Below are 24,391 nucleotides of genomic sequence, written 5' to 3'. Positions count from 1 at the left end.
ACTGTTTGTAATTTCTAAATAATCCGCAGGTAACCAAGAGCAATGGACCGTTTTAATGCCATGCGGGTGTTCACTCGCATTGTCGAGCTGGAAGGATTTGCCAAGGCCGCGGACAGCCTGCAAATGCCCAGGGCGTCGGTGACTATCCTGATCAAGCAGCTTGAGGCGCATTTGGGCGTGCAACTGTTGCAGCGCACCACACGGCACGTCAGTCCAACCGCTGATGGTGCGGCGTATTACCAGCGTTGCGTGCGATTGCTGGCTGATCTGGAGGAGGCAGAGGCGGCGTTTTCCAGCTCCCGGCAAAATCCGCGCGGGCTTTTGCGTATCGACATGCCTGCCGGCATCGGGCGTTTGCTGGTGATCCCGGCCTTGCCAGAGTTTACCCGGCGTTACCCGCTGATCGAGTTGGAAATCGGCTTGAACGATCGCCCGGTAGATCTGATTCGCGAGGGCGTCGATTGTGTGCTGCGCGGCGGCTTATCGCTGGATGATTCGCTGGTAGCGCGACCGCTGGCGTTGCTCGATCAGGTCACCTGCGCCAGTCCCGGCTACTTGCAACGCCAGGGCACGCCACAGTGTCTGGAAGATCTGGCGGGGCACCAGATGGTCGAGTATTTCTCCAGCACCACTGGCAAGCGTTTCGGCCTGGAGTTTGAAATAGCAGGGCAGGTGCACCTGGTAGACCTGCCCAAACAGGTGGCGGTCAACAGCGCCGATGGTTATCTGGCCTCTTGTGAAGCGGGTTATGGCCTGGTCCAGACGCCGTACTATCACGTTGCACGGCAGCTGCGCGAGGGAACGTTATGCGAGGTGTTGGAGCATCTGCCGCCGCCAGGGTTACCCCTGACGGCGCTCTATCCTCCGCACCGCCAGTTGTCTCTGCGGGTGCGGGTGTTTGTCGACTGGCTGGTGCAGCTTTGCGCTCAGCCGGGCAACGGGCTGCTACGCAGAGACTCGGGTAACTGACGGTGAGGCGTCGCTGGCTGCTGGTGGATTAAGCTGTCATGCAGTTGCTGCATGTGCGGACAATAAAAACTGACGGGCCGCGGTTTTGCGCCACGATGAAACAATGCAAACCAGCCAGACGCTGCGGGTCCAGGCATCAGTCCGGTAAAGACGAAGTCGATGGCGGCGAGTCGACGCATGCTCTGTGGAGAATGCTGCGACAGATCAAGCTTGATCGAGATCATCCAGTGCGCGGGTAGCTGTTCGAGCTGTAACAGCACGCTCTCGTCCAACTGATAGAGCACCACTTCCACTCGTTCATGGTGCTGGCTGATCTGCATTGGAAAAGAGCGTTGTGATGGCGAGTCGTTTCGGGTGCCGAATGAAGCAGACAGTTGCCCCATGAAGGTTGCACAGGCCGCCGGCCATTCCAGTTGCGGTAACGGACGTGCATGCCCTTCGACCATTTGATAGCCAATGACAACGCTTTCCTCATGGGACTCACCAAAAGGCGAGGGAACATAGTCGGGAAGCAGCCCGATGTTCTTGAAGCCGAGTTTTTGCGCCATCTGCTGAGTGTAGAGATGATGGGTGACCTGCTTGATCGAGACGCTCTTGAGGTCGAGTCGGCCCGCCCGCCGCAACAGTTCGCGACCCAGCCGGGTGGCGATGTTTTTGCCCCGGGCTTGCGGGTGTACAAGGCACAAGGCGAGTTCTGCGTGATCCAGGCTATGTGCATCCCTGCACAATGCCGCGTGGCCAACAATGCGTTCATCGATCAGCGCCAGCATTGAGTGCCATTGGTTGTCGGCGTTGTGCTGGCCAATCATCGACGGCAAATAGACATCAGGCTGTACATAGTTTTCCCCGTACACCTGACGAAACAACGCACTGACAGCGGCAGAGTCCGCTTGCCTGAAACATCGAAACCTTATTGTACTCATGGAGCCGGCCCCCGCTGAGGGGCGCTGTACACGCGCAGGTCGACGATCCTGCGCTGCTTTCCCGAGCGTGGATGCAGCAGCAAGGCGTCGGCCGTGCAGGGGCTGACGAGACATTCAAGCTGGCCATTGCCGACCATTTGGCTGATGCCCGGGTACTGGCCCAGCAGTGCCGCATGAATGGCCGCGGTGGTGGCTTTTACTGACTTCGAGTCTTGCGCGGGCACCCACCTCAGGGTCATTCGATCCTTGATCCTGACACTTTCAATCACTAACTGCCATTGCCAGCAATCAGCCAGGCGTTGAAGAATTTCGGCGATCTCCTCCTGGAACAGCGAGATGACACCGATGCGAATACGAATGCTCTGTTCGCTACGTCCCAGCAAGGCGAATTTGCGCCGCGGGGTGCCGCTCGGTTCGCGCCAACACGCGCGATCACCGACTGGATAACGCAGCAGTGGCATCAACATCCGGGTCAGGTTGGTGACGATCAATTGGCCAGGACGATGACATTCCTCGATGACCTCGTGGGTGTGTTCATCGACAATTTCCACCACGCTCTGTTCATCGAACACCCGGTGCTCGCCCACCTCACAATCCCGGGTGCTGGCGCCTACGAGTCCTGCGTCGACGCAGGCATAGCCAATGGATGCGACGCGCGCATTGGGAAAGACCTGAGCCAGCATCGGCACCTGTGCGGCAAACAGACTTTCGCCACCGTAGAGCACGGTGGTTATCTGTGGCAGGACGCAATCTCGTTCGGCCAGACCGGCGGCGAATCGCAGAAGTTGTGCAGGCACGCCAGCGAGGACATTGATCTGGTGTTTGGCAATGGCCGCCGACAGTGTTGCGGAATCGACTTCGCCGGCAAACGGGAATTCACAGATGGAAGGACTCACGTGGGCCAAGGATTCATGGATAAACAGAAAACTGGCGTAAAGGTCGCCGGCAAAAAACAGATTGGCAACCCGGTCGCCATCGCACAGTTGTCCCGAGAGGGCGTTGCCGAAACGAGTCACCATGTTCTGCCATTCATCACGGGTGTAGGCCACCAGTTTTTCCTGGCCGGTAGAACCACCGGTTTTATAAATCAGGGCGTTTTCGGCTTTACCGGTCAGTACCGGCCAGGTGTTTAAATTGTGGCTGCCGTTCCAATAATCTGACGCGACGGTTAGCGGTAGATCTTCGACAGTACACTGATGTTCCGGCAGATGATTGAAGTGTGCTTTGTAATAATTAGAGTGTTTTCGTGAGTGCAACAGCAAGTCTTCGAATGAATGGTTAATGTTCATAAGTTCAGGCTCTTGATAGTTTAAAAAGCGGCAGTCAGTTGTGATGTTTGTTCGCTGAGAAGTCAGTTCTCAAGTCAATAATCAGGGGGGCTTTTCCGCTGTGCTTGTTGCGTTCGAACCGCAAGGGCGAACACCTCTGAACATCAAGTTCCAGCAGGTGGCTATTCACCGCTGTTGCAATGGCGGGAATTTCCAGCAGGCGTTGGCGCAGCACCTGTGGATCGTGTTCCGCGCGTACCACCAGACGTTCGGTTCCGTTCGAGTCGTGATCAAGGACAAGCTGCAGTTGAGTGGCGGCTTTTGCTTCCAGATCGCTGATCGAGACGAAATTCGAAGCGACCCGCAGCAGTCGACCGTGTCTTCCTTGCAGTTCAAATCGGGGCGTGTCCAGACCGCAAGGGCAGGTTCCCGGCACCCAACGTCCACTGTCCCCGACCTCGTAACGGTTGATCGTCCGACCTTCGCGGACCCGCGAGGTAAAGAGCAAGCGACCGACTTCGCCGGGTTCGACGGGAGCGTCGTGCTCAAGGTTGACGATTTCCAGCCACTGGATATCGCTCATCAGGTGAAAAACGCCATCTGCGGTCGCCTGGCACGCATGCCCGAGAGGGCCGGCGTCGACAGAGCCGTAGAGGGCCGAACGAACCGTCGAAACCCCACAACTCTCCATCAGCCGTCGGCTGGCATCGCCAGGATGTTCACCGCCCATGAAGACTTTAGTGACCCCTCCATAGGCCCTGAGGCGATCCTGCTCACTGAGAAACAGGCGCTGCAATGTGCTGGGCATGCCAATCAGCGTGTTGATGCGCTGGTCCACAATCAGTTGAGCTATTTCACTGAAGTCGTCATCGTGGGGGCCGCCCATGGGGAAGTGCGTGCCCCCCATCTGTTCAAGGATCCTGGAGAAACTGAGCAGCCCGCCATAGAGGCTGCCACCGTAGAACAGATTCATCACGCGATCCTGACCTGGGGGCAGCCCCATGGCGAACATGCCGTCTGCCGCCGCGCGCATCTGCCGGTTGAAGTCTCGATAGCTGTAGCCAGCCAGGGCCGGAACGCCGCTGGTACCGCCTGAGCGGAAAAACAGTTGAGCGTCGGACGACTCGGGTTGTGCGATGAAATCGGCCTTGCTCATCACGGCACAAGCGTTCAGTCCTGCAGGCGCGCAAGGAGGCAGGTCCAGCGTCGCGCGGTTGCTCAGTAACTGCGCTGGCAACGTGACCGAGGTCCTGCGGGTCAAGCGTGACAGGGCAAGAACACCGTCATGGGGTTCGCCTGCGTAGCCCTCGTGAATCTGCTCGGGTGGTGCGATTCGGTTGACGCCTGCGCTCAGCAATTGCCTGACCAGACCCGGCGTTTGCCCGGGTGTGCTGATCAGTGCACAGCTTTGCAGGTGTGCCCGCCACGACAGCAGTGACTCGGCGATCAGCGCATTGGGCATCGGCCGTAACAGCAGCGTTCGAAACAACGGTGAAGGCGCCAATCGGCGATGGTGCTCCCACATGATGCGCCATCCATCACCGGACCAGACGCGTCCCGTTTGATCGGCAAAACTCTGATCGAGTCGCGCCAAGGCAACCCGGGTGGTGATCTCAGAGGCTTCCTGAGGTGTGGGGAGCAACGCTGACCAGCGGCTGGCACGGCGTTCGAACGCGTCAGCGAGTTGTTCGCCGACAGCGTGCAGGGTTTGCGGATCATCACTGTCCACCAGCAGCCACTGCGGGCTGGAGCACGCTTGTTGATCGAGTCGACAGACCTCATCGACCAGGGCATCCAGCGCTGCGGGGGACACGGCTTCAGGCGACAGGTAGGCAAAACTGATCTTGTGGCCCCAGTCGATCCAGCGGCACCCGCTGGGAACCAGCCGGCGAATGGCATTGAGCGCTGCGTCGCCACCCCATGCGCTGACGCCATCGGCGTGAGCGCATAGAAGATCAAGGCGATCGGTATCGACGGGCAGTACGGCGATGCAACTGGCCAATAAACCGCTGGTATCGCACTCGAGGAACGCCGCCAGTAATTGCGCACTCAGGCTGTTGTCACTGGAACTTGGGCGCAGCCAGTTGATGTTGCCCACCAGCAGGCTTTCCAGTACTGCGCAGAAGCCCAGCAATGGCGCGTTGGCCGGGGTGATATGCACCACGAGTCCTAACGGGTGCCAGTTTTCGAAACGCGGTTGATCGTAGGCAATACGCCGTAGAGAACGCGGCTGCACGCCCAACTCACGTTCCAGTTTTGCACTCAAGGCGCTCCGTTGGCAGAACGCGATCAGTTCCAGGCGTTGCCCCTCATCGAGTTCAACGGGGTGTTGATGGGCCTGCAGTTTCTGTGTGAAACGGTCTGCGCATTCAAGAACCCTTTCGCTGGTCGGTGGTTGCCCCAGTTGTTGCGCCAATCCTGGCAGCAGCGTGTCGAGGGCCGTTTCGGGTGTGAGCGTGCCGTGCAGTTGGCCGTTGATCAGGTACATATCAAGCGCCCCCGATCAGTTCGGCTGCGGCCATTGCACAACTGCGACTGGCGCTGGTTCCGGCGCGGCCATGCAGATGAAACCAGTCGGTGGCCAGGCCACAGCCACAGGCGGCACCGGGGTGTAGGGTTGCCAGGTCACTCATGACCACGGCGTGTGCCGGGCTCGATGAAATATAAGGCGATACGAAGTGCAACAGCCCCCGCTTGCCGTAGGGCTGGACGGCGAAGTCGCTCGGGTTGCGGACAAACACCTTTGAGTAAACCGGTGCATGAAAGTGATGGTTGGTGCATTCGATATACGGCACGGCATGCTCGACAGCACCGTACCCGTCCCGACAACGACTGGCGTCTATCCTCACTTGCTGCGCAATCCGGGAATAGAGTTGCTGCCTGGGGACTTCCTCGCTCGCCCGGGTTTTCCAGCCACCGCCAAGGAACACCAGCGAATCGGGATGCAACTCAAGGTCGGCGGCTCCAAGGTCTTGCATGCGTTGCAAGGCCTGCCAAAGAAACGCAGGAAAGCCAAAGATGCGCACCGGTAAACCTTCAATTGCAAACTGGCGCAGGGCTTCGATCACGCCGAACACATCGAACTCGTGGCCGCTGCCTGTGGCCCTTAGCGCATAGACCACCCGGTTGACCGGCGCGTATCGGCACAGGAACTGGTCGGTATAGGACGTTCCCAGGCTGATGGCGCCTACAGGCTCATAACTCAGCAACAGATAGTTGCACGGGGTGTGGCTGATCCAGTCGTAATGCTCGAAGATCCGACTCACCATGTTCTGCGCCGCGGTGATGCTTCGCACGTCATAGCGCATGCGGCTTTTCTGGCCGCTGGTGCCCGAGGAAGTCAGCTCCAGGGCGTCCTCCCCGGTGGGGCTCAGCAGCAGGCGTTGCTTGAAGTAGTTGGCGTAAAGGGGAGGGAGACGCGACCAGTCGTCCAGGTTATCCAGAACGCTGGCACTCAGGCCGTTGGCCTCCAGCCAATGCTCATAACCGGGTGTGTGATGGCAGTGAAAAAGACTGGTTTCACGCATCGCGTTGTCGAACAAGCCTGGCGGGACAGCGTCCAGACAATACGGTCGTGGCAATGCACATAAGGCATCGGTGTAGGGTAGATGAATCATCAAAAATCCTTTTTTGATTGAGTTATAGAGAGTGCGCCGGCACAGGCACGGCCGGCAGCAGAACCCAGCGCAATGGCACCAGTGCCAGAAGCCCGGCGATACCGACGGTCAGGGCGAAGGACTGCGGATCTTCGCCAGCACCCAGCATTGCGATCCCTGAGCCTGCGCCGGCCATTAGCGCGATGGAGATCATCCCCAGCATGGCCGAGACCAATCCTTTGTTGTCGTCACTGGAAAACAGCGCTGCGCGGTACAACGCGGCATTGCTCATCCCAAGACCTATGCTGTAAAGCATCAGGCCACCGACGAGAACCGGGATCGAAAGGGCAAACCGGCTGGCGATGATGAGCGCCACAAGGCCTGCGCAGAATGGCCAGAGCGCCCATTGAATCAAGCCTTCAAGGCGAGTCCTGGAAATAATCAGGTTCAGTATCAGATTGCCGATGATGACGGCAGCGAAGACGGGGATCTGCCACAGGCCGTACTCAAGAACGGACAACCCTTGCCCCTGAATCAACAGCAATGGGGACAGGCCGATCCAGGCGATCAGGGGCAGGCTCATCAGCCTGAGCGCGACACTGGCGCAAATAAATCGATGGTTCCTGAGCAGGGCGATGTATCGAAGCGCTATCGCTCGCAGCCTGAATGGCGTGGGGTTTAGCCGGCTACCGTCCTGACGCAGCACGCCTATGGTTTCCGGCATCAGCCAATAAAGCGCCAGCCAGACTGCGGCGCCGAGGACGCCGAGCATGAGAAACAGCTCACGCCAGGAAATCCATTTCAGCATCAGGCTCCCGAGCAGGGGACCAAGGAGCGGAGAGAGCAGGGCAACATTACCCAGCAAGGCCATGATCCGCACGGCGTCGGCTTCACGGAATACTTCCTGCAGCGCGGGGTAACTGACGGCGATGACAAACCCCAAGCCCATGCCCTGAAGCAGGCGCAGCAGGTTGAATGCAAAAATACTCTGCACCCAGAGTGTCATGACGCAAGTCATGGCAAAGACTGCGCAGCCGATCAAGAGTACTTTCCTGCGTCCAAAACAATCCGCAAGCGGGCCAATCAGCCATTGCAGAAGCACACCCCCCAGCAAGTAAAGATTGAAGGCCGATGGGATATGCCGAGTACTGGCATTCAAGTCATCAGTTACGGTCAACATGGCAGGCATTATCATGTCACTGGCCAAGTAGGTCAGTAACTCAAAGGCGGTAATCGCCAGGCAAAAGCCGAGCGCTCGAAAGGATCCGATTTTTATAATGGGCTTGAACATAAAATTCCAAGGTGCAGTGCTGATTTATATAGAAGTATCGCGACAGGGGTGAGAGTAGTCTGGAATAGTAATAAGCCAAGCCAAATTATTGTTTTGCTGGTAGTAATAGTTGTCGCGTTATTTCTGGCGGGAATATCAGGTGAATGTGCTGATGCCTGTTTTAGGTATTATCTTGCAGGCCAAGGTGTAATACCCTTGTACGAAAAAGCCCGCGGGGAGGCGGGCTCTTTTCGTGGTGATCTCAAATGTTGTCAATTGTTGAGAACAGGGGAACTTAATGATGCAAGTCGCCCCCGCTTAATACACGTCAACGACGGTAGTAGCCATCATGGTGGTAGCGATGGTCGCCATGCCAGCCACCTCCGCATGGGAAACATACACAACCGCTCATGGTCAGGATAATCAGCAGGGGAATCAGCAGTGTGATTCGACGGTACATTTCTCAATCCTCATCGTTTGAACCGCATGCAGCCAAAACGATTCATGGGCTGTAACATGAGACCCCGCTTGCAGCCGCTCATCCCCGAAGAAGCGTATGAGCTTGGCATGCATCTCGATACAAACCGGATACATATTTTCAGGTTCAGGAACCCGCAATGACCCAGTCGCAACGTTTGAAATATTCGATTCTGATCTCCCTTGTCGTGCTGGGGATCATGCTTGGTCTGTCGTACATGCAGAACGCCGGGATGATCAGCGAAAAGCTGTTCCAGTACATCGCCATTGGTGTTGCGGTGATCGTCGTCGTGATCAATGGCGTGATGCGTCGCAAGGTCAAACCTTAAGCGACGCGGCAACGTTTTATTGATTGCTGTAGAGCACAGCCGCGGCTTGAGGGTGCAGGCTGTAGCTCTTGTCTTCGTTCAAGACAACAACGCCCTCGCTGCACAGTCGCTTCAGCACTTCGCGAACGCTGAGAAAGGACAGGGGGATGCCCAGGTCCAGCAGGTGGCTGTGTACGCCGCGCACTCCCAGCGGACGATCGTTTTCGACGGCGGTCAGTAGTGCGTCGATCACTTTCAGGCGAATCAGGCTGGTTCGCAGGCCGAAGCTTTTGAGCAGTTGCCTGATGCGCTCGTTGTTGTGGCGTTCAGCGTTTTTGGTGAACGTGTCAGCGTCCAGGTTCAGCTTACTATTTGGCGCAGGGTTGCCATCCGTTGGCAGTTGCGAGTTGTACATGCAAAAACTCCTTTTCAGAGCCTGATCAGGAAAAAAGTGATAGGTGCTCTCATTGATTAATGACGAATGAGCTGCGCAAATCATGAAGGTTCGGATGTAGAAAATTTGTCGGAACCACGTCAGTGCAAGGTGAGATGTGCTGTTTTGTCGGGGTCTGCACCATTAAACTTTTTTCATGTTGACTCGTTACTGGCAAGGCACATTAACGTGCAGTCAGGCCAAATGAAGGCCGCGACCCTCATCACGGGTGCGGCCTTCAGTGTTTTCAGCTCGCTGATGTTGTAAATGCCGCCAACGCTAAGCATGCCGGTGGCCGTGTCCGCGAGCATTACCCTTCACGTTTGATTCACGGGCATCAATTTTCGGCCAAAGGCACCGGGTCGAGTTGACGTCCCATTTCACAGACCAGACGTGCGACAGAATCGGCATTGCGAAGGATGGTGTCGATCCGCCGATCCGGTGAAGCCCTGTCGCGAAACACTCTGCGGGCTTCCTTCAGATTGCTGGTGCCAGTGATGGTCTTGATCCCGTCACTCAGTTTTTTGGCGGCAGGAATGTCATCGAGGTCCTGCCAGGCTTTCTCCGCGCTGTTCCAGTAGGCGAACAATTCATCGATGGGGGTCTGTATCGACAATGCCTCGCGCTGAAATTGCTCTTGATCCTGTTTCAACTGGCGGGCTTGAGTGGTGATCGTCGAGATCAGGTCGCTGAAGGGTCTTCTCGATTCCAGGTAAGCGATATCCAGCGTATTTGAAAACAGGTGCGAGAACTCATGGATAAGCGTTGCCGCCTGCGCATGGGCAACGACATCAAAGGGCTCTGTCAGCACATGGTTGTAGTGGTTTAGTTTTTGATCGAAGAACTTCTCTGTAAAGTGCACTTTCTGTTGCTGGTCATCGTCGAATACAAAGGCAATCAAGCCTTCCCCGGGATAATGATTTGAACCGACGACAAAACGCTTATGGTCGAGTTTGTCCAGTGTCGGATCTACCAGTGCCTTGCACAGCGGAACAATGGTTGCCTTGATTTTATCCAGAAGGGACTTATCGACCGTCGGCACATCAAAGAATACTTTGAGAAAGCCATCCAGCCGTGTTCCGGGCGTGACGGCTCTCAGTTGAACCAGATTGTGCAGACTGTTGAATGCGTATGAACGGGCCAGATCCAGCGACTGTTCAATCATCCGGGCCCTTTGCGGGTACAGCTGACGGATGGCCGCCATGCCTTGAGCCTCTATGTTGATGTGTTTTCGAGCCCTGAAGTAGGACTGGTACCGGTTGTACATTTGAGACATGGTTTTCCCGAAATGAACGGTGTGCACATCCGGATCCAGCACCCACTGCGTGCCGCTGTTCTGCAGATAAGGGCCTTGTCGTTGATTGTCGACGATGCGTGGTGCCACACCGAACTTTTCGACCCGATAAACCTTTCCGTCGACTGGGGCGTATTTGTGCCTGGTTATTGAATCACGGTAAGTGCCGTCAACCGCCTTGGCCTCCAGCTTTTTCAACTCGATGCCGGTGGCTTCAAAGGGTTGCAGCGAAGTGCGAGAAGGAGAGGTGAGGTCGACTTTTGCAAGGTCGGTGGCAACGAAAGGCTTTTCGGCGACAGGTCCGCTGTGCACAACCGGCTCAGCGGTCGACGCGCCAGGTTGATGCAATAACTTGCCTAGTGATGCCATCTGCGCCACGCCGTTGATGAAGGTCTTGAGCGCAATCTTCCAATGATGGTCCTGTAGGGCCTCGGCCGACTGTTTGAATGACGTGTAGCTTTCCCACAGCAGGTGGGGGATCGCCAGTTTGCCTGGCAGAAACTCTATGCCGTACCTGAGGCCTTTGCTGAACAATGCCTTGAGCGCCTCCCAGTCGGACTGCCCGGCAGGTTGCGATTGACTGTCGAGCATGTGTGACAGCAGCGCTTTGTTATCGATGAACAATTGGTGCAACAGATTTCCATCGATAGGACTGGATGCCAGTCGAATGTCGGACGTGCCGCTGCCGGCCAGCAAATTTTTTGTAGGTCGCCTGATGCGGATCCGGCAGGCGTCTGATCAGCAGATCCTGCAATGCTCCCGGAAGGTTGATTGCGTTCAGGACGCTGGCTTCATTTTCATACTCGGTGATTCCCAGATGCCTGTCGTATGGCGCATACAGAATCTGCGGCGCTGCAGCGGATTCTCCGATCAGGTAGAGCCCTAATGTCTTGACGGCCGCGGCGCCTTCTGTCGCGATCAGCTCCAGGGGACGCACGATTGCCTTGGCGCCTGTGACCGCTGCGCGTGCCAGGGCATCCGGCATGTCCAGAACTTGCTGAACCAACCCGAAGCCGCGTTCGGAAAGTTTTCCCTGAAGCTTCAGCGTGTGGGCATGCAACAGCAGTTGCCAGGGCAGTTGCTTGATGAATCGCAGCTGTCGGGTCGCGACACCTGGCGCATCAATCGCCAAGGTGTCCGAAAGAAACTGACGATAGGTCGCCTTGATGTCCAGCTGCAGCAAAAGCCTTTTGACGGCGTTGGCATCAAGGGCTGCCGGGAGCGTCTGAGCGATTTTCGAGGCAATGCTGAAACCGGTGTTTTGCAATGTATTGATATGGTTCAGCGCAAAATCGGTCAATGTTCGCGCAGGACCGGCCAGCGCCAGATTGGGCGTCACCAACAGTTGATCCGGATCGAGACTGGCTCCCGGAAATTGCCTGGTCATTAACGCTTTCAGTTGTTCGCGGGCATAGTCCGTCAGCGGCTTGACATCATGCAGGTAGTCTTTGCCGCTCTCTATGCTGTGTCGTAATTGCTCCAGTATTTCCAGGTGTCGCAGCACTTCACTCTCAGGCGCCGCCCCGAGCCAGACGGGGAGTGATTGTTGCGTGACGATCCCCTCGGCAATCTGCATCGCACGCTGAAGGTTGAGTGGGGTGGGAGTCTGTTTGTGTTGTTCAAAATCAGCCTGTACCACCGAGCTGGGCAACTCAAGTGAATGGGTGTGCCTTCGGGCGTCCAGGTACTGTTCGATGGCTGATTGTTGACGATCCTGAAGCACATTTCTTTCAATCAGCCGAAAAGGCCCAAGGGTGTAGGTTCGGTGTGGGCGATATTGCGTGCGAGGGATATTTTCCAGGAGCAACATTCGTTGTTCGTCATCCAGGAGACGCCTGCCCAGCTCGACCTTGACGCTGGCGACGGAACTGAAGGTTTCGAGCCCGCACCCGGGCGTCCACAGGATGGCCCGACCGGAGTGTGCCGGGTCAAGCCCGCCACGCTCGGTCAGCAAAAAGCAGTTGGCCAGCGGTATCAGATCCGGCTCAGTCGAGCACTCAAGCGTCAACGACCAGGCATCTGGTCGAAACCCGTTCAGCGCCTCCCTTTGATTTCGGGTCGGTTTGTCGGGGTTGAGCAGGGTATCGAGCATGGCCTTTTCGTCTGCACGGAGTGTCTTGGTGCTCACTCTCAGCGTGGCTTCACCGCGGATTCCCACCGACATTGCATGGGCGAGATCGGCCTTGATGGTCTCCAGAAACGTGCTTTGTTGTTCAACACTGCCTGAAGGTTGAGCGGCTGTTTTCAGGTCAAGGGACGATTGAACGCTTTGAAATGTTTTTAGCGACAGGGCGGCCTTTTCCGCCAGCAAGACCGAAGGGCGATTGTCGCCGGAAATCAGCGGGCGTGTGCTCCAGCGCTCCGTGATTGCTGTCGCCAGCAGCTGATTGTCGAGCATGCCACGCACATCCAGTGCCCGGTCGAACAAGGCCTGGACATCGATGGCACCATCGCTGTGTCGGCAGGTGTCCAGTGCATCCGTGATGCTGTGTTGTTGCTTGACGATGATGTCGTCGACCATGTCGTGAAAGACCGGACCGAACATCGGCACTCCCGACACCTCAGGCTTGTCGAAGCCCAGAAACACATCACGCTGGTGCCGCGTCAACAAGCTGTATAGCTCGTCGTCGTGTCCGGCCGACGTGACCATGGTTTGTATGATCGCTTTAAGGTCTGCGTAATCTTTCAGGACCTGCAAGCCATTGGACTGGGTATACAGATAAGCGGTGGAGTCGCTGTTCAGCATCATGGCGCCAGCAAGTTCGACGTAATTCTCGCGGTATTCCCAGATGCGGATTTTTTCCGGTTTCAGGTCGCTGGCAGCGTTGCTGCGTGTAGCGCTTTCCTGGTCGAGGAGTGCGGTTAATGCCAGGCTTTGCTCAGGGCTGATGATTGCGCTCTGGCGCTTCAACAACAGATCCGTTCGGGCCTTGTCACTCATGGCTTGAGCAAAGAAGTCCCGGCGAGAAACACCTGTATGAACGTCTGTTGCCCAATAGACCTGCAGCAGACTTGCCAGCATGGGCATCAAGCTCGCTGCGAGCTCCTTTGTGGCTTGCTCCCACTGATATTGATGTACCGGGTTAACGGGAGAGGAGGGTTGTAGAGGATTGGTGAACTCGCGAACCTGTCCCGACGGCCATGTCTGATGCAGGTAAAAACGCAGTAGCGCATCACTCAGGGGCATGGAGTCCACCTGGTGTCGAGTGAGGGTCGTGTTCGTCGCTCCAGCGGCCCGGCTTTCAACGAAAAAGCTGACATGGGTGGCGCTTTGATCGAGCCTGGGAAAGGACTTGCGCAGCGCGTTGTTGAGCAATTGATTGAGCATGGCCGTCAGTGTCGGTATTGCACTCAGCTCCTGGAGCATGAGCTCGACATTTTTTAGATGGCTCTGTTTCAGAATGCGGGTCTGTTCTTCGAATACCAGCCCGTCGATGACTTGACCGGTCAATGTGAGTGCGTCGTTGGCACCTGGCGCATTGCGTCGGGAGATGGGGAGAAAGCGCAACAGGTCCTTGCGCTCTGCAGCATTCTTCAGTTTGTCGTCCAGCGCCTTCAACAATGCTTGTCGGTCATCGAACTTTTGCAGCCCGCCATAGGGTGTGTAGAGGATGGCCTGTGTGCCGTTGGGCACCGGATGCATCATGAAGCTGCCCGCAAGGGGCTCGGCGTCTGAACCAGCAGCCTTCAGCATGATGTTCTCGACGGTCATCGGTGTTGTTTGCGCTGAGCGCAGTGCGTGGGTCGCCAGTTCAACGGTACGCAGCCAGGACAGGTCCGCGAGTGTGTAACCCAGTGCCCTGATGCGTGGGCTCACTATTCGGGTGTCGCGTAATGCTTCAGGAAAAAAAAGCGGTAACGAAGCGTCAGTCATTGTTTTTGCCTCAGCTGAAGTGACGGTTCTACGTCGCAGGAAGAAAGCCCAAGGCTAGAGTCGTGGCAGCGTCAAACGGTGGTAGATAGTTAGTGCATGCGCGGCGCCTGCATCGTTGATGATCAGGCCTGTTGCAGGTCTCGGCGTCGTTGAACGACGAAGGTTGACAGAGGGCTCGCAAAACGGTGTTTAATCAGCCCGTAAGGTCCCCGTACGCTGTTGCCCCCTCCAATAAAAAACCTGGAGCTTCAGATGTCTGTGCCACACGATCATGCCGTCAATGCAGTCTCGCAACACTTGTCGTACGAAGAGTTGGTTTGTCTACTGGAATCGATATTTCTAAGGCATGGCACAAGCCCCGAGGTTGCTCGGGTGCTGGCGCAAAACTGTGCGGGCGCCGAACGCGATGGTGCCCACAGCCATGGCGTGTTCCGGATGCCTGGCTATGTCTCGACGCTCAACAGCGGTTGGGTCAATGGCAAGGCCGTTCCAGTGGTCGAGGATGTGGCCTCGGGTTTTGTCCGGGTGGATGCCGGCAACGGCTTCGCCCAACCGGCGTTGGCCGCGGGCCGCGAACTGTTGGTGGCGAAAGCCCGCAGCGCCGGCATTGCGGTCATGGCGATCCGCAACTCCCATCATTTCGCGGCACTTTGGCCAGACGTCGAACCCTTTGCCTATGAAGGTCTGGTGGCGCTGAGCGTGGTCAACAGCATGACCTGCGTGGTGCCGCACGGTGCTGATCGCCCGCTGTTTGGCACCAACCCGATTGCTTTTGCTGCACCCCGTGCGGGTGCAGACCCGATCGTGTTCGACCTGGCCACCAGCGCCATCGCCCATGGCGACGTGCAGATCGCTGCGCGCAAGGGCGAGCGTCTGCCACCTGGCATGGGTGTCGACAGCCTGGGCCAGCCAACGCAGGACCCGAAAGCCATCCTGGAGGGCGGCGCATTGCTGCCGTTTGGCGGGCACAAGGGGTCGGCGTTGTCGATGATGGTCGAACTGCTGGCGGCGGCGTTGACCGGTGGCAACTTCTCGTTCGAGTTCGACTGGTCGAATCATCCCGGGGCGAAAACCCCGTGGACCGGCCAGTTACTGATTGTGATCGACCCGAGCAAAGCCGCCGGGCAGAGCTTCGCCGAACGCAGTGAAGAACTGGTCAGGCAGATGCATGCTGTGGGGCTGCGGCGTTTGCCGGGTGACCGACGTCATCGCGAGCGGGCCAAGTCGTTGGCTGGGGGCATCGCGCTCGATGCGCAGACCCTGGCGCAATTGCGCGAACTGGCGGGTAATTGATGTAAAAAGGCGAGTCTGTGTGGCTTAACGCCAGTCAGTGAAGCAAACGCGATGTTCGAAACGATAAAAATTTAATGTGGGAGCGAGCTTGCTCGCGAATAGGCCATCACATTCAACATCTCAGTTGACTGTCTGTCCGCTATCGCGAGCAAGCTCGCTCCCACATTGGTTCTATATTGTTTCGAACATTGTGTTCGCTTCACTGACTGGCGTTAAGCCACACAGGCTCGCCTTTGTTGTTTCAGCGCCGCCCCAGCAGCAACCCCACCACCAGGCCAAAACCGGCCGAGATTGCGACGGTTTGCCAAGGGTGACCGCCGATGTAGGTTTCGGTCGCCTCGACCACTGGCCGGGTCCGCTCACGCACGCTGGAGACGGAATCGCGTGCCTGTCGCAGTTTCAGCGCGACTTGTTCGCGCAGGTTCTCAGCTTCCTCACCGACCAGCGAAGCACTGCTTTTGAGCAGTTTCTCCGATTCTTCGATCAACGCTTGCAGCTCGCTGAAGACTTGATCCTTGATTTGCTCATCGTTTGCTTGCACCGGGGTTTTTCGGGCCATCAGGTGACTCCTTGCAGGTAAAGGGACAGTGATCAATGGAGTGTAGGCGCGACGGAAAAGTTGCAGGCTTTTTGCCCTGAAACTCAACGCCAATGGAAAATCTGCCTCCGGAAATTTCCACCTACAGTGTAAGATGTTGCCTATTTTATGCAGCAGGTAACTCCCATGAGCTTCAATCTGGCTGACAAGCCCCTTGCCGAGCGCGCTGCGCTTGAAGATGAAAAGTCCCGTCTGTTCGATCTCTGGCAGAGCAACCTGGGTAAATCCAAAGGCGAAGCAGCACGTTTGTTCGGCGAGCGCGCCAAGCGTAAAGGCAAATGGGCCGAGTGGGTGCGCTCCGAACTGGACGCCATGTCACCGCCGGAATACGCCAACATGGTCCGCAGTGAAGTCAATCGCTTGATGGCTGCCAAGTAGGCGCTTGTCAAAAGCTCGCTACGATCGCTTCACGCGCTTTCAGCAACAGCGGATCGAGCTGGTTGTTGGTTCGCCAGCCCAGTTCGATCGGGTAACGCGGCAATGCCAGCGGGCAGGGCAGCACTGTCAGCCCGCTGAGTGCGGCGATGCTCTGCGCCGCGTGGGCCGGAATGGTTGCCACAGCCCGACTACCCTTGAGCAAGAACGGCAACGCGGCAAAATGCGTGGTTGATGCGCACACCCTCCGACTCAACCCCAGCCCCGCCAAACCCTCATCGGTAATGCCGATAAACCCTCCAGACGACACCAGAATGTGCTCGCGAGCGACAAACTCGTCGAGGCCAATTTCCTGTTGTCCGTCGGCCAGGCTGTCGGGGTCGACCAGGCACTGATAGCCGCCTTCACCCAGCACCTGACGGCTGAGCAAGCGTTCGGCAAACCCGCCGGCGGTGATCGCCAGGTCAACGCTGCGCTCCATCAAGGCCTGAGCCACGATCTGGCTGTGGGTCTGACGAAAGATCAGCCGCAGCTTTGGCGCCCGATGGGCAATTTCCTCGATCAATCGCCGGCCATAGGCAATCTCGAAATCATCCGATAAACCGACAATCACTGAACGACCTTCGTACTGGTTGGCCTCCGGATCGACCATCGCCAGGCTTTGTCGGCACTTGTTCAGCGCGTCGCTGACGACCGGTTTCAATTGATTGGCGCGCAATGTCGGCGCCAGACCGCGGCCAGTGCGCACAAACAGTTGATCGGCGTACACGTCGCGCAGTCGGCGCAATGCTGCACTCACGGCGGACTGCGTAACCCCTAAACGCAGGGCGGCGCGGCTGGCGCTGGACTCGTCGTGCAGCGCTTCGAAGACTTTGAGCAAGTTGAGGTCGATGTCGGCGATATTCATTTGGCTCATATCTTTCAGCAGTGAACGGGGCTTTATTCATGATCGGCGGTGGCCGGAGAATGAGCAATACCTCACTGCTCAGGGAGTTACCGCGATGCCAAAATCCATTGTTGCTGCACTGCAAATCGGTTCGTTGCCAGGCGGCAAGGGCGAGACCCTGGAACAGATTCTTTCTTATGAACAGGCGATCATCGAGTCCGGTGCCGGGCTGGTGGTCATGCCCGAGGCGTTACTCGGCGGATACCCCAAGGGCGAAGGCTTCGGCACGCAGTTGGGTTACCGATTGCCGGAAGGTCGCGAGGCGTTCGCGCGTTATTTCGCCAACGCCATCGAGGTGCCGGGCGCCGAAACCGAAGCCTTGGCCGGGTTATCTGCGCGCACCGGGGCGAATCTGGTGCTGGGGGTGATCGAGCGTTCAGGCAGCACCTTGTACTGCACTGCGTTGTTCTTTGAACCGCAATCCGGCTTGGTCGCCAAGCACCGTAAACTGATGCCCACCGGCACCGAACGGTTGATCTGGGGCAAGGGCGACGGCTCGACGCTGCCGGTGATCGACAGCCAGGTCGGGCGCATTGGCGCCGCCGTGTGCTGGGAAAACATGATGCCGCTGCTACGCACCGCAATGTATGCCAAGGGCGTGGAAGTCTGGTGCGCGCCAACGGTCGACGAGCGCGAAATGTGGCAAGTCAGCATGCGCCACATCGCTCATGAAGGCCGCTGTTTCGTGGTCAGCGCCTGCCAGGTCCAGCCATCGCCACAAGCCTTGGGGTTGGAAATTGCCAACTGGCCGGCCGAGCGCCCATTGATTGCCGGTGGCAGTGTAATCATCGGCCCGATGGGCGACGTGCTGGCCGGTCCGTTGTTGGGCGGCGCAGGTTTGCTCACGGCCGAGATCGACACCGACGAACTGGTGCGTGCGCGCTACGACTACGACGTGGTCGGGCACTACGCGCGCCCGGATGTGTTCGAGCTGAGCGTGGATGAACGGGCCAAACCCGGTGTGCGGTTTATCTGAGGCGCTGAGCCCTGCGGCTGATTTACCAGATGCCGGCTGTCGAGCCCGGCAGGTTGAGTGTGCCTTTGTCGACAAAACGGACGGTGCCTGACGCGCCGCCAGACAGCTTGCCGCGTAATACAAAGGGCAGGTTGTTGAGCGATTGCGTCTGGCTCAGGCCAAGGGTTTGACGCAACACGGAGAACGCCGAAATACTCACGGGCACAGTGATGATCGCTTCCGAGTAACGCGGGATCGATCCTGTTTGATCGCTCACGCCAGTGGCGAGGGGTTGGCCGTTGACCTCCAGGCTCAGGGCCACGCCGTTGTAATAAATGGGCGTTTCGTTGGGATTTTGCAGGCGCAGTTTCACCGCAAAGCGCACTTCCAGGTCCTGGTTTTGCAGCGGTTCAATGCCGACCACGTTGATGTTCAGCGGATCACGGTTGGGGAACAGCGCGCAGGCGCTCAGGCTGAGCAACAGCAAGGAAAGGCTTAAAGCGAGGAATCTGCGCATGAACGAGCTCTCGTAAAGATAAGGGTCGAACCGCCGGCGGCTCGACCCTCGAGCAGCGTTAGCGGTTCACCTGTGCGACCACGGAAGGCTTGAGTGGTTCGCCGTGAGGCGCGACATCCGGGTTCTCCATGACCGTGAGGATTGAAGCTTCCGGATCGAAATCGTCTTCTTCCAGCTCGATGAATTCTTCGGGCAGGAAGATATTCAGCACGATAGCGCACAATGCACCGACGGTGATCGGCGACTCGAAGATGTTGTGCAATGCCTTGGGCAATTCGCGCAGCACTTCCGGTACGGCCGCAACACCCAGGCCCATGCCCAGCGAAATGGCGACGATCAGCATGTTGCGCCGATGCAGTCCGGCCTCGGCGAGGATCTTGATCCCGGCCACCGCCACCGTGCCGAACATCACCAGCTCAGCGCCGCCCAGCACTGGTTTGGGCATCAGTTGCAACACGGCGCCAATCATCGGGAACAGTCCGAGCAACACCAGCAGTCCGGCAATAAAGAATGCGACGTAACGGCTGGCCACGCCGGTCAGTTGGATCACCCCGTTGTTCTGCGCGAAGGTCACCATCGGCATGCTGTTGAAGACTGCCGCCATTGCCGAGTTGAGACCGTCGGCAAGCAAGCCGGACTTGATCCGCCGAATGTAGATCGGGCCTTTGACCGGTTGCTGGGAAATCATCGAGTTGGCGGTCAGGTCGCCGGCCGCTTCCAGCGGCGAGACCAGGAAAATCACCGCCACCGGAACGAACGCCACCCAATCGAAGTTGAAACCGTACTTGAACGGCACCGGCACGCTCATCAGCGGCACGGCGGTCATGTTGGCGAAATCGACATCGCCCATCAGCCACGCGACGACGTAGCCGAGGGTCAGGCCGATAACGATGGCGCCCAGGCGCAGGAACGGCACGTCGACCCGGTTGAACACGACGATAGTGCCCAGCACCAATGCGGCCAGCGCCAGGTGGCTTGCGGCGCCCAGATCCGTCGCGCCAAAACCGCCGGCGATGTCGGTCATGGCGACCTTGACCAGCGACAAGCCCATCAAGGTGATGATGGTGCCGGTGACTACCGGTGTGATCAGCATCCGCAACTTGCCAATGAACTGGCTCAGCACCACTTCAATGAACGCGGCAAAGAAGCACACGCCGAAAATCGTCGAGAGGATTTCATCGGTGCCGCCACCACGCGCCTTGACCATGAACCCGGCGCTGAGAATCACGCTGATAAACGAGAAACTGGTGCCTTGCAGGCACAGCAGGCCGGAACCGATCGGCCCAAAGCGCCGCGCCTGAACGAAAGTGCCCAGGCCCGAGACGAACAGCGCCATGCTGATCAGGTAGGGGATTTCGCTTTGCAGGCCCAGGGCGCTGCCCATGATCAGGGTCGGCGTGATGATCCCGACGAAGCTCGCCAATACGTGTTGCAGGGCGGCGAAGAGGGTCGCGGTGAAGTGCGGGCGGTCGTTGAGGCCGTAGATCAGGTCGGAACGAAGCGCAGTTTTCGAGTGGTCAGATGAGGTCACGGGGAGGGCGCCAAAAAGGCCAGGTCAGAAAAGGGAGGCGCAGGATGCCAGCCGCAGGCATCGAGGGCAACGCGAGGAAACGACAAACCCGCCAGCCTTGTGAAAAGGTGGCGGGTTTTGTGTTGTTCGCAGACACAAGCGAGAACCTGTGGCGAGGGAGCTTGCTCCCGCTCGGCCGCGAAGCGGTCGTAATCCGGTAATCGCGATCCCTCTGGATACTCGCGGTGACTGATTTTAGGGTCGCTTCGCAACCCAGCGGGAGCAAGCTCCCTCGCCACAAGGGGCCCACCCGGTGTTGCTGGTTACTGCGGCGAATCAGGTGGGTCGAGGTGATCGAGGGCGCGATTCACCGCCAACTCGGCCAGGGAAATCATCTGCTGAATCGCCAGTGCGGTATTGCGCTTGGGGCCTTCAAGTTCGAACGCCAGATCGCTGGACATGACATTGGCCGAGGCGAGGGTCTCGCAGGCGTGGGCCAGCAGGGTTTCAGAGTCGACGTCGGGGGCAATGACAAAAATGCAGCCGGGACGGCGGTCGGCTAGCAATGTCTTGGTTTCCGGCAGCACCAGGTAGTGATCGAGCGCACGGTGCGCGGCGGCGTGGAGTTCTTTTGAGTCGGGGGAGGCGTAGGGAGAAACCGGATCGGTTTCGGGCGGATTGGGCGTGGCTTTGAACATGGCGAATCTCCTTACTTTAAAGTGGAGTCGCAACCTATTGCTACCAAACGATAGGGTGGCGACTGAACGCAGGTTGGTAGACCGGGTAAGGAAACCGGCGCACCCGAAGGCGCCCTGCGCACAGCCGCCATAACAAACAGCAGACGACAAAAAAGCGTCACTGAATGGAAATGTCGGAGCTGTGCGCCTTACCTCGGGCTACCAAACCCGATCGCTGATATTCAGCGACACGGAAACGATAGAGGCGAGGACCAAAGCGCACAAGCCGGCGGATTCTGGCGCAGGTGTAGGCCGTGACGCAAGGCGTTGTAGCCTCTAATGGGCACTGCGTAGGCAAGCTTAAACACCCGTCGTAGCAGCTGCCGAGCCCGCGAGGCTGCGTTCGGCCGCGAAGCGGTCGTAAAATCAGGCAACACGTTCTTTCAGGCGAACCGCGTACGCAGGATTTGCGAGGACTTTGTCCTCGAACGCAGCCTCGCGAGCTCGGCAGCTGCTACGAGTACGAGCGCAGCTCTCCAGCGTATTTGGCGTGTGTGCAAACGCCGCCAACAAGTCCTTTTCAAACTCCCGCTGCGCATTACCTCCGAGCCAGGCATAAGGTCGACCAATAACCCTGTTGGGGGCTTTTGCTGCTGACAGTTTCTGACAGTAGCCTCTGCTAAGCTCCGTCAACCTTCATTCCACAGAGCAGGCGGATCGTGTCGCGTACCAGTCGGTTGTTGACCTTGTTGCAAGTGCTGCGCGGTAAAAGTCGTCCGGTGACGGCGGCGACACTGGCCAGCGAGCTGGAGATCTCGGAGCGCACGCTGTACCGCGATATCGCCGAACTGACAGCCCTCGGCGCGCCGATCTTTGGCGAGGCGGGTATCGGCTATGTGCTGCGCAGCGGTCTGTTTCTGCCACCGCTGATGCTCAATGCCGACGAGACCGAAGCGGTGGTGCTGGGGTTGCGTTATGTCGATCAGCGTGGCGACGAGGTGTTGAGCAAGGCCGCCGCCGACGCATTGGCGAAGATTGCCGCGGTGTTGGCGCCGGACGCTCAGGAAGCCTTGCGCAATCCGACAGTATTGCCGGGGCCACCGGGTTACGGTTATCCGCAAAACGCTGTGGAATTGAATGTGTTTCGCCAGGCAATTCGTGCGCAGGCCAAGTTGCATATCGATTACGCGGACGTGAACAAAACCCCCAGCCAGCGGTTGATCTGGCCGTTGGCGCTGGGTTTTCTGAATGAGGCGCGGGTGATCGTTGCCTGGTGCGAGTTGCGCGGGGATTATCGAACTTTTCGTACCGACCGGATTGCCGCCGCCCAAGAGCTGGGTGAACGCTATCCAGGTCGTCGCAGTGACTTGTTGCGAGCCTGGCGCAAGGCGATGCAACTGGATGAAGCGGGGCGATTCACTCCTGACAAGAATTGACACAGCGTTGTTTTAGCATGGATCCAGAATCAATCAACAAGGAGCCGTACCATGTCGAACCCAGCCGTTTCACTCGCACCTGCCATTGCCGCTTATATCGCCGCTGCCAATGCCCGTGACAGTTCGGCGGTCGCCAGTTTTTTTGCCGAGGATGCCAATGTTTTCGATGAGGGCGCCCATCAGGTCGGTACCCAGGCCATCGCCCAATGGATGGAAGACACCGCACGCCGTTACCAGCCTCGGGTCGAGGTGCTGGACGTGCAGCAACGCACCGGCAAGGTACTGGTCAGTAACCTGATTTCCGGCACGTTCCCCGGCAGCCCGCTGGAATTGCGCTACGTGTTCCGCCTGAACGAACAGGGCAAAATCACCCGACTCGACATCTCGCTCTAACCCCCCCTGTAGCAGCTGGCGAAGCCTGTGTTCGAGGGCGAAGCACTCGTAATCCGGTCTTCTCGGTCTATCTGAATACACGCGCAGCCTGGCGGCAGCTGCTACGTGTGTCGTGGCATACTCTGGACTTTTGCGTTCGGACCCATGGCCGATATGACTTTCGATTCGCCCCTCAGCGCTTACCACTACGCAATCAAGCAAAAAGGCTTCGTCCCCGATGCCGCGCAAGAACGTGCCGTTCTGGCGTTGCAGCAGTGTCACGAAGCCTTGCATCAAGGCCGAACGCCAGTCACCGGGGTTTACCTCTGGGGGCCGGTCGGGCGTGGCAAGACCTGGTTGATGGATCAGTTTTACCAAAGCCTGCGGGTGCCGGCGCGGCGTCAGCACTTTCACCATTTCATGGGCTGGGTGCATCAGCGCTCGTTTCAACTGACCGGCACCGCCGACCCGCTGCGAGCGCTGGCCCGTGAGTTGGCCCGGGATGTGCGGGTACTGTGTTTTGATGAACTGTTCGTCAACGACATCGGTGACGCGCTCATTCTCGGGCGGCTGTTCCAAGTGATGTTCGACGAAGGTGTGGTGATGGTCTGCACCTCCAATCAACCACCGGACCAGCTCTACGCAGACGGTTTCAACCGTGACCGGTTCTTGCCGGGGATTGCCGCGATCAAAGGCCACATGCACGTGGTGGCGGTGGACGGTGGTGAAGATCACCGATTGCATCCTGGCACAGCGCTGCAGCGTTATTGGGTCAGCGCACCGGGTCAGCCCGATCCGATGAGTGAGGTGTTCAAACAACTGACCGAGGGACAGCCGGTATCCAGCGATCCGGTGATCATCGGCTATCGCTCGGTGACGGTCGTCAAGGCCAGTGAAACCGTACTCTGGTGCCGTTACGCGGACCTGTGCGAGCAACCATTTGCGGCGATGGACTTCATGGCGTTGTGTGATCGCTTCAGCGCTATTTTGTTGAGCGAAGTCCCCAATCTCAGCGCCCATCAGCGCCCCGGCCGCATTGCCCGTGGCACTGAGGATGGCGCCGAGCGCGTCGAGGCCGGCGACCGTGAGTTGCCGCAATTGTCGATACACGATGACAGCGTGCGGCGCTTCATCGCGCTGGTCGACGAGTGCTATGACCGCAAAGTGCCGCTGTACCTCGACGCGCAGGTGCCGATGGATGAACTGTACACCGAGGGTTACCTGGAGTTTCCGTTTCGCCGGACCCACAGCCGGTTGAAGGAAATGCAATTACAGCGTTTTGCCGAAGCCTGAATCTATC

The 24,391-nt window shown here is 58.1% G+C and carries 22 protein-coding genes; 8 read left to right on the top strand and 14 right to left on the bottom strand.

The window, feature by feature from the left end:
- Positions 1 to 42: 42 nt before the first annotated feature.
- A complete protein-coding gene (locus AC1DIH_RS05715) occupies positions 43 to 969 on the top strand; it encodes a LysR family transcriptional regulator (protein WP_477770945.1) in 927 nt (308 codons plus the stop codon).
- Here the strand turns inward: AC1DIH_RS05715 and AC1DIH_RS05710 are convergent.
- From AC1DIH_RS05710 to AC1DIH_RS05685, 6 genes are all read right to left on the bottom strand, one after another.
- Positions 927 to 1,892, bottom strand: coding sequence for a GNAT family N-acetyltransferase (locus tag AC1DIH_RS05710; protein WP_477770944.1), 966 nt, complete (start codon positions 1,890 to 1,892; stop codon positions 927 to 929). The two genes, AC1DIH_RS05715 and AC1DIH_RS05710, sit on opposite strands and share 43 nt — an antisense overlap.
- Positions 1,889 to 3,181 (bottom strand): phenylacetate--CoA ligase family protein, encoded by a 1,293-nt coding sequence (locus tag AC1DIH_RS05705; RefSeq protein WP_477770943.1) that lies wholly within the window; start codon positions 3,179 to 3,181, stop codon positions 1,889 to 1,891. The genes AC1DIH_RS05710 and AC1DIH_RS05705 overlap by 4 nt, the downstream gene beginning before the upstream one ends.
- Before the next feature lie 34 nt (positions 3,182 to 3,215).
- Positions 3,216 to 5,648, bottom strand: a complete 2,433-nt coding sequence (locus AC1DIH_RS05700; protein ID WP_477770942.1) for an acyl-CoA reductase — start codon at positions 5,646 to 5,648, stop codon at positions 3,216 to 3,218.
- Position 5,649: 1 nt separating this feature from the next.
- Positions 5,650 to 6,777 carry a LuxE/PaaK family acyltransferase gene (locus AC1DIH_RS05695; RefSeq protein WP_477770941.1) on the bottom strand — a complete coding sequence of 376 codons (1,128 nt, stop codon included), beginning with the start codon at positions 6,775 to 6,777 and terminating at the stop codon, positions 5,650 to 5,652.
- A 22-nt stretch (positions 6,778 to 6,799) separates the two neighbouring features.
- On the bottom strand, positions 6,800 to 8,047 hold the full coding sequence (locus AC1DIH_RS05690; RefSeq protein WP_477770940.1) for an MFS transporter: 1,248 nt from the start codon (positions 8,045 to 8,047) through the stop codon (positions 6,800 to 6,802).
- A 307-nt stretch (positions 8,048 to 8,354) separates the two neighbouring features.
- A complete protein-coding gene (locus AC1DIH_RS05685) occupies positions 8,355 to 8,486 on the bottom strand; it encodes a hypothetical protein (protein ID WP_256583727.1) in 132 nt (43 codons plus the stop codon).
- Positions 8,487 to 8,643: 157 nt separating this feature from the next.
- Here AC1DIH_RS05685 and AC1DIH_RS05680 point away from each other — a divergent pair, with 157 nt between their 5' ends.
- Entirely contained in the window at positions 8,644 to 8,832 is a 189-nt protein-coding gene (locus tag AC1DIH_RS05680) for a hypothetical protein (protein WP_019690573.1), read from the top strand.
- Positions 8,833 to 8,848: 16 nt separating this feature from the next.
- On the opposite strand, the gene AC1DIH_RS05675 is transcribed toward AC1DIH_RS05680, so the two are convergent.
- From AC1DIH_RS05675 to AC1DIH_RS05665, 3 genes are all read right to left on the bottom strand, one after another.
- Entirely contained in the window at positions 8,849 to 9,226 is a 378-nt protein-coding gene (locus AC1DIH_RS05675) for a fe2+ zn2+ uptake regulation protein (RefSeq protein ID WP_477770939.1), read from the bottom strand.
- 355 nt (positions 9,227 to 9,581) lie between these two features.
- On the bottom strand, positions 9,582 to 11,171 hold the full coding sequence (locus AC1DIH_RS05670) for a hypothetical protein (RefSeq protein WP_477770938.1): 1,590 nt from the start codon (positions 11,169 to 11,171) through the stop codon (positions 9,582 to 9,584).
- A complete protein-coding gene (locus tag AC1DIH_RS05665) occupies positions 11,149 to 14,412 on the bottom strand; it encodes a dermonecrotic toxin domain-containing protein (RefSeq protein ID WP_477770937.1) in 3,264 nt (1,087 codons plus the stop codon). Before AC1DIH_RS05665 ends, AC1DIH_RS05670 begins: the two co-directional genes overlap by 23 nt.
- Before the next feature lie 252 nt (positions 14,413 to 14,664).
- Between AC1DIH_RS05665 and AC1DIH_RS05660 the strand changes: the two genes are divergently transcribed.
- A complete protein-coding gene (locus tag AC1DIH_RS05660) occupies positions 14,665 to 15,705 on the top strand; it encodes an Ldh family oxidoreductase (RefSeq protein ID WP_477770936.1) in 1,041 nt (346 codons plus the stop codon).
- 241 nt (positions 15,706 to 15,946) lie between these two features.
- Here the strand turns inward: AC1DIH_RS05660 and AC1DIH_RS05655 are convergent, their stop codons facing one another.
- Complete coding sequence (locus tag AC1DIH_RS05655) at positions 15,947 to 16,264, bottom strand: ElaB/YgaM/YqjD family protein (RefSeq protein ID WP_347929938.1); 318 nt, start codon at positions 16,262 to 16,264, stop codon at positions 15,947 to 15,949.
- A 165-nt stretch (positions 16,265 to 16,429) separates the two neighbouring features.
- On the opposite strand from AC1DIH_RS05655, the gene AC1DIH_RS05650 reads away from it, so the two are divergent.
- Positions 16,430 to 16,681, top strand: coding sequence for a hypothetical protein (locus tag AC1DIH_RS05650; protein ID WP_339546978.1), 252 nt, complete (start codon positions 16,430 to 16,432; stop codon positions 16,679 to 16,681).
- 7 nt (positions 16,682 to 16,688) lie between these two features.
- Here AC1DIH_RS05650 and AC1DIH_RS05645 read toward each other — a convergent pair whose 3' ends face one another.
- Positions 16,689 to 17,594, bottom strand: a complete 906-nt coding sequence (locus AC1DIH_RS05645; protein WP_477770935.1) for a LysR family transcriptional regulator — start codon at positions 17,592 to 17,594, stop codon at positions 16,689 to 16,691.
- Positions 17,595 to 17,679: 85 nt separating this feature from the next.
- Between AC1DIH_RS05645 and AC1DIH_RS05640 the strand changes: the two genes are divergently transcribed.
- Entirely contained in the window at positions 17,680 to 18,600 is a 921-nt protein-coding gene (locus tag AC1DIH_RS05640; RefSeq protein ID WP_477770934.1) for a carbon-nitrogen hydrolase family protein, read from the top strand.
- A gap of 22 nt (positions 18,601 to 18,622) precedes the next feature.
- On the opposite strand, the gene AC1DIH_RS05635 is transcribed toward AC1DIH_RS05640, so the two are convergent.
- The 3 genes from AC1DIH_RS05635 to AC1DIH_RS05625 form a co-directional block, all read right to left on the bottom strand.
- The gene (locus tag AC1DIH_RS05635; protein ID WP_427537404.1) at positions 18,623 to 19,096 is read right to left on the bottom strand and encodes an LEA/WHy family protein; all 474 of its coding nucleotides are present in this window, start codon (positions 19,094 to 19,096) and stop codon (positions 18,623 to 18,625) included.
- A 58-nt stretch (positions 19,097 to 19,154) separates the two neighbouring features.
- Complete coding sequence (locus tag AC1DIH_RS05630; protein WP_477770933.1) at positions 19,155 to 20,627, bottom strand: nucleobase:cation symporter-2 family protein; 1,473 nt, start codon at positions 20,625 to 20,627, stop codon at positions 19,155 to 19,157.
- A gap of 302 nt (positions 20,628 to 20,929) precedes the next feature.
- Positions 20,930 to 21,304 carry a DUF6124 family protein gene (locus AC1DIH_RS05625; RefSeq protein ID WP_477770932.1) on the bottom strand — a complete coding sequence of 125 codons (375 nt, stop codon included), beginning with the start codon at positions 21,302 to 21,304 and terminating at the stop codon, positions 20,930 to 20,932.
- A gap of 698 nt (positions 21,305 to 22,002) precedes the next feature.
- Here AC1DIH_RS05625 and AC1DIH_RS05620 point away from each other — a divergent pair.
- The 3 genes from AC1DIH_RS05620 (at position 22,003) to zapE (ending at position 24,384) form a co-directional block, all read left to right on the top strand.
- The gene (locus AC1DIH_RS05620) at positions 22,003 to 22,719 is read left to right on the top strand and encodes a helix-turn-helix transcriptional regulator (protein ID WP_103314518.1); all 717 of its coding nucleotides are present in this window, start codon (positions 22,003 to 22,005) and stop codon (positions 22,717 to 22,719) included.
- Between the two features lie 51 nt (positions 22,720 to 22,770).
- The gene (locus AC1DIH_RS05615; protein WP_054597193.1) at positions 22,771 to 23,112 is read left to right on the top strand and encodes a nuclear transport factor 2 family protein; all 342 of its coding nucleotides are present in this window, start codon (positions 22,771 to 22,773) and stop codon (positions 23,110 to 23,112) included.
- Positions 23,113 to 23,265: 153 nt separating this feature from the next.
- On the top strand, positions 23,266 to 24,384 hold the full coding sequence (zapE, locus tag AC1DIH_RS05610; protein ID WP_477771082.1) for a cell division protein ZapE: 1,119 nt from the start codon (positions 23,266 to 23,268) through the stop codon (positions 24,382 to 24,384).
- Positions 24,385 to 24,391 lie beyond the last annotated feature (7 nt).

It is taken from the genome of Pseudomonas sp. 05N36 (genome assembly GCF_056397385.1).
The sequence above is the reverse complement of the archived record's forward strand: the minus strand, read 5'-3'. Positions and strand labels throughout refer to the sequence as shown.

What these genes read in the sequence shown, in the direction of transcription:
- AC1DIH_RS05675 (WP_477770939.1), bottom strand. Translation starts at nt 9,226, where the DNA reads ATGTACAACTCGCAACTGCCAACGGATGGCAACCCTGCGCCAAATAGT.
- AC1DIH_RS05700 (WP_477770942.1), bottom strand. Translation starts at nt 5,648, where the DNA reads ATGTACCTGATCAACGGCCAACTGCACGGCACGCTCACACCCGAAACG.
- AC1DIH_RS05705 (WP_477770943.1), bottom strand. Translation starts at nt 3,181, where the DNA reads ATGAACATTAACCATTCATTCGAAGACTTGCTGTTGCACTCACGAAAA.
- zapE (WP_477771082.1), top strand. Translation starts at nt 23,266, where the DNA reads ATGACTTTCGATTCGCCCCTCAGCGCTTACCACTACGCAATCAAGCAA.
- AC1DIH_RS05615 (WP_054597193.1), top strand. Translation starts at nt 22,771, where the DNA reads ATGTCGAACCCAGCCGTTTCACTCGCACCTGCCATTGCCGCTTATATC.
- AC1DIH_RS05655 (WP_347929938.1), bottom strand. Translation starts at nt 16,264, where the DNA reads ATGGCCCGAAAAACCCCGGTGCAAGCAAACGATGAGCAAATCAAGGAT.
- AC1DIH_RS05715 (WP_477770945.1), top strand. Translation starts at nt 43, where the DNA reads ATGGACCGTTTTAATGCCATGCGGGTGTTCACTCGCATTGTCGAGCTG.
- AC1DIH_RS05645 (WP_477770935.1), bottom strand. Translation starts at nt 17,594, where the DNA reads ATGAGCCAAATGAATATCGCCGACATCGACCTCAACTTGCTCAAAGTC.
- AC1DIH_RS05690 (WP_477770940.1), bottom strand. Translation starts at nt 8,047, where the DNA reads ATGTTCAAGCCCATTATAAAAATCGGATCCTTTCGAGCGCTCGGCTTT.
- AC1DIH_RS05625 (WP_477770932.1), bottom strand. Translation starts at nt 21,304, where the DNA reads ATGTTCAAAGCCACGCCCAATCCGCCCGAAACCGATCCGGTTTCTCCC.
- AC1DIH_RS05635 (WP_427537404.1), bottom strand. Translation starts at nt 19,096, where the DNA reads ATGCGCAGATTCCTCGCTTTAAGCCTTTCCTTGCTGTTGCTCAGCCTG.
- AC1DIH_RS05660 (WP_477770936.1), top strand. Translation starts at nt 14,665, where the DNA reads ATGTCTGTGCCACACGATCATGCCGTCAATGCAGTCTCGCAACACTTG.
- AC1DIH_RS05665 (WP_477770937.1), bottom strand. Translation starts at nt 14,412, where the DNA reads ATGACTGACGCTTCGTTACCGCTTTTTTTTCCTGAAGCATTACGCGAC.
- AC1DIH_RS05650 (WP_339546978.1), top strand. Translation starts at nt 16,430, where the DNA reads ATGAGCTTCAATCTGGCTGACAAGCCCCTTGCCGAGCGCGCTGCGCTT.
- AC1DIH_RS05640 (WP_477770934.1), top strand. Translation starts at nt 17,680, where the DNA reads ATGCCAAAATCCATTGTTGCTGCACTGCAAATCGGTTCGTTGCCAGGC.
- AC1DIH_RS05685 (WP_256583727.1), bottom strand. Translation starts at nt 8,486, where the DNA reads ATGTACCGTCGAATCACACTGCTGATTCCCCTGCTGATTATCCTGACC.
- AC1DIH_RS05680 (WP_019690573.1), top strand. Translation starts at nt 8,644, where the DNA reads ATGACCCAGTCGCAACGTTTGAAATATTCGATTCTGATCTCCCTTGTC.
- AC1DIH_RS05710 (WP_477770944.1), bottom strand. Translation starts at nt 1,892, where the DNA reads ATGAGTACAATAAGGTTTCGATGTTTCAGGCAAGCGGACTCTGCCGCT.
- AC1DIH_RS05695 (WP_477770941.1), bottom strand. Translation starts at nt 6,777, where the DNA reads ATGATTCATCTACCCTACACCGATGCCTTATGTGCATTGCCACGACCG.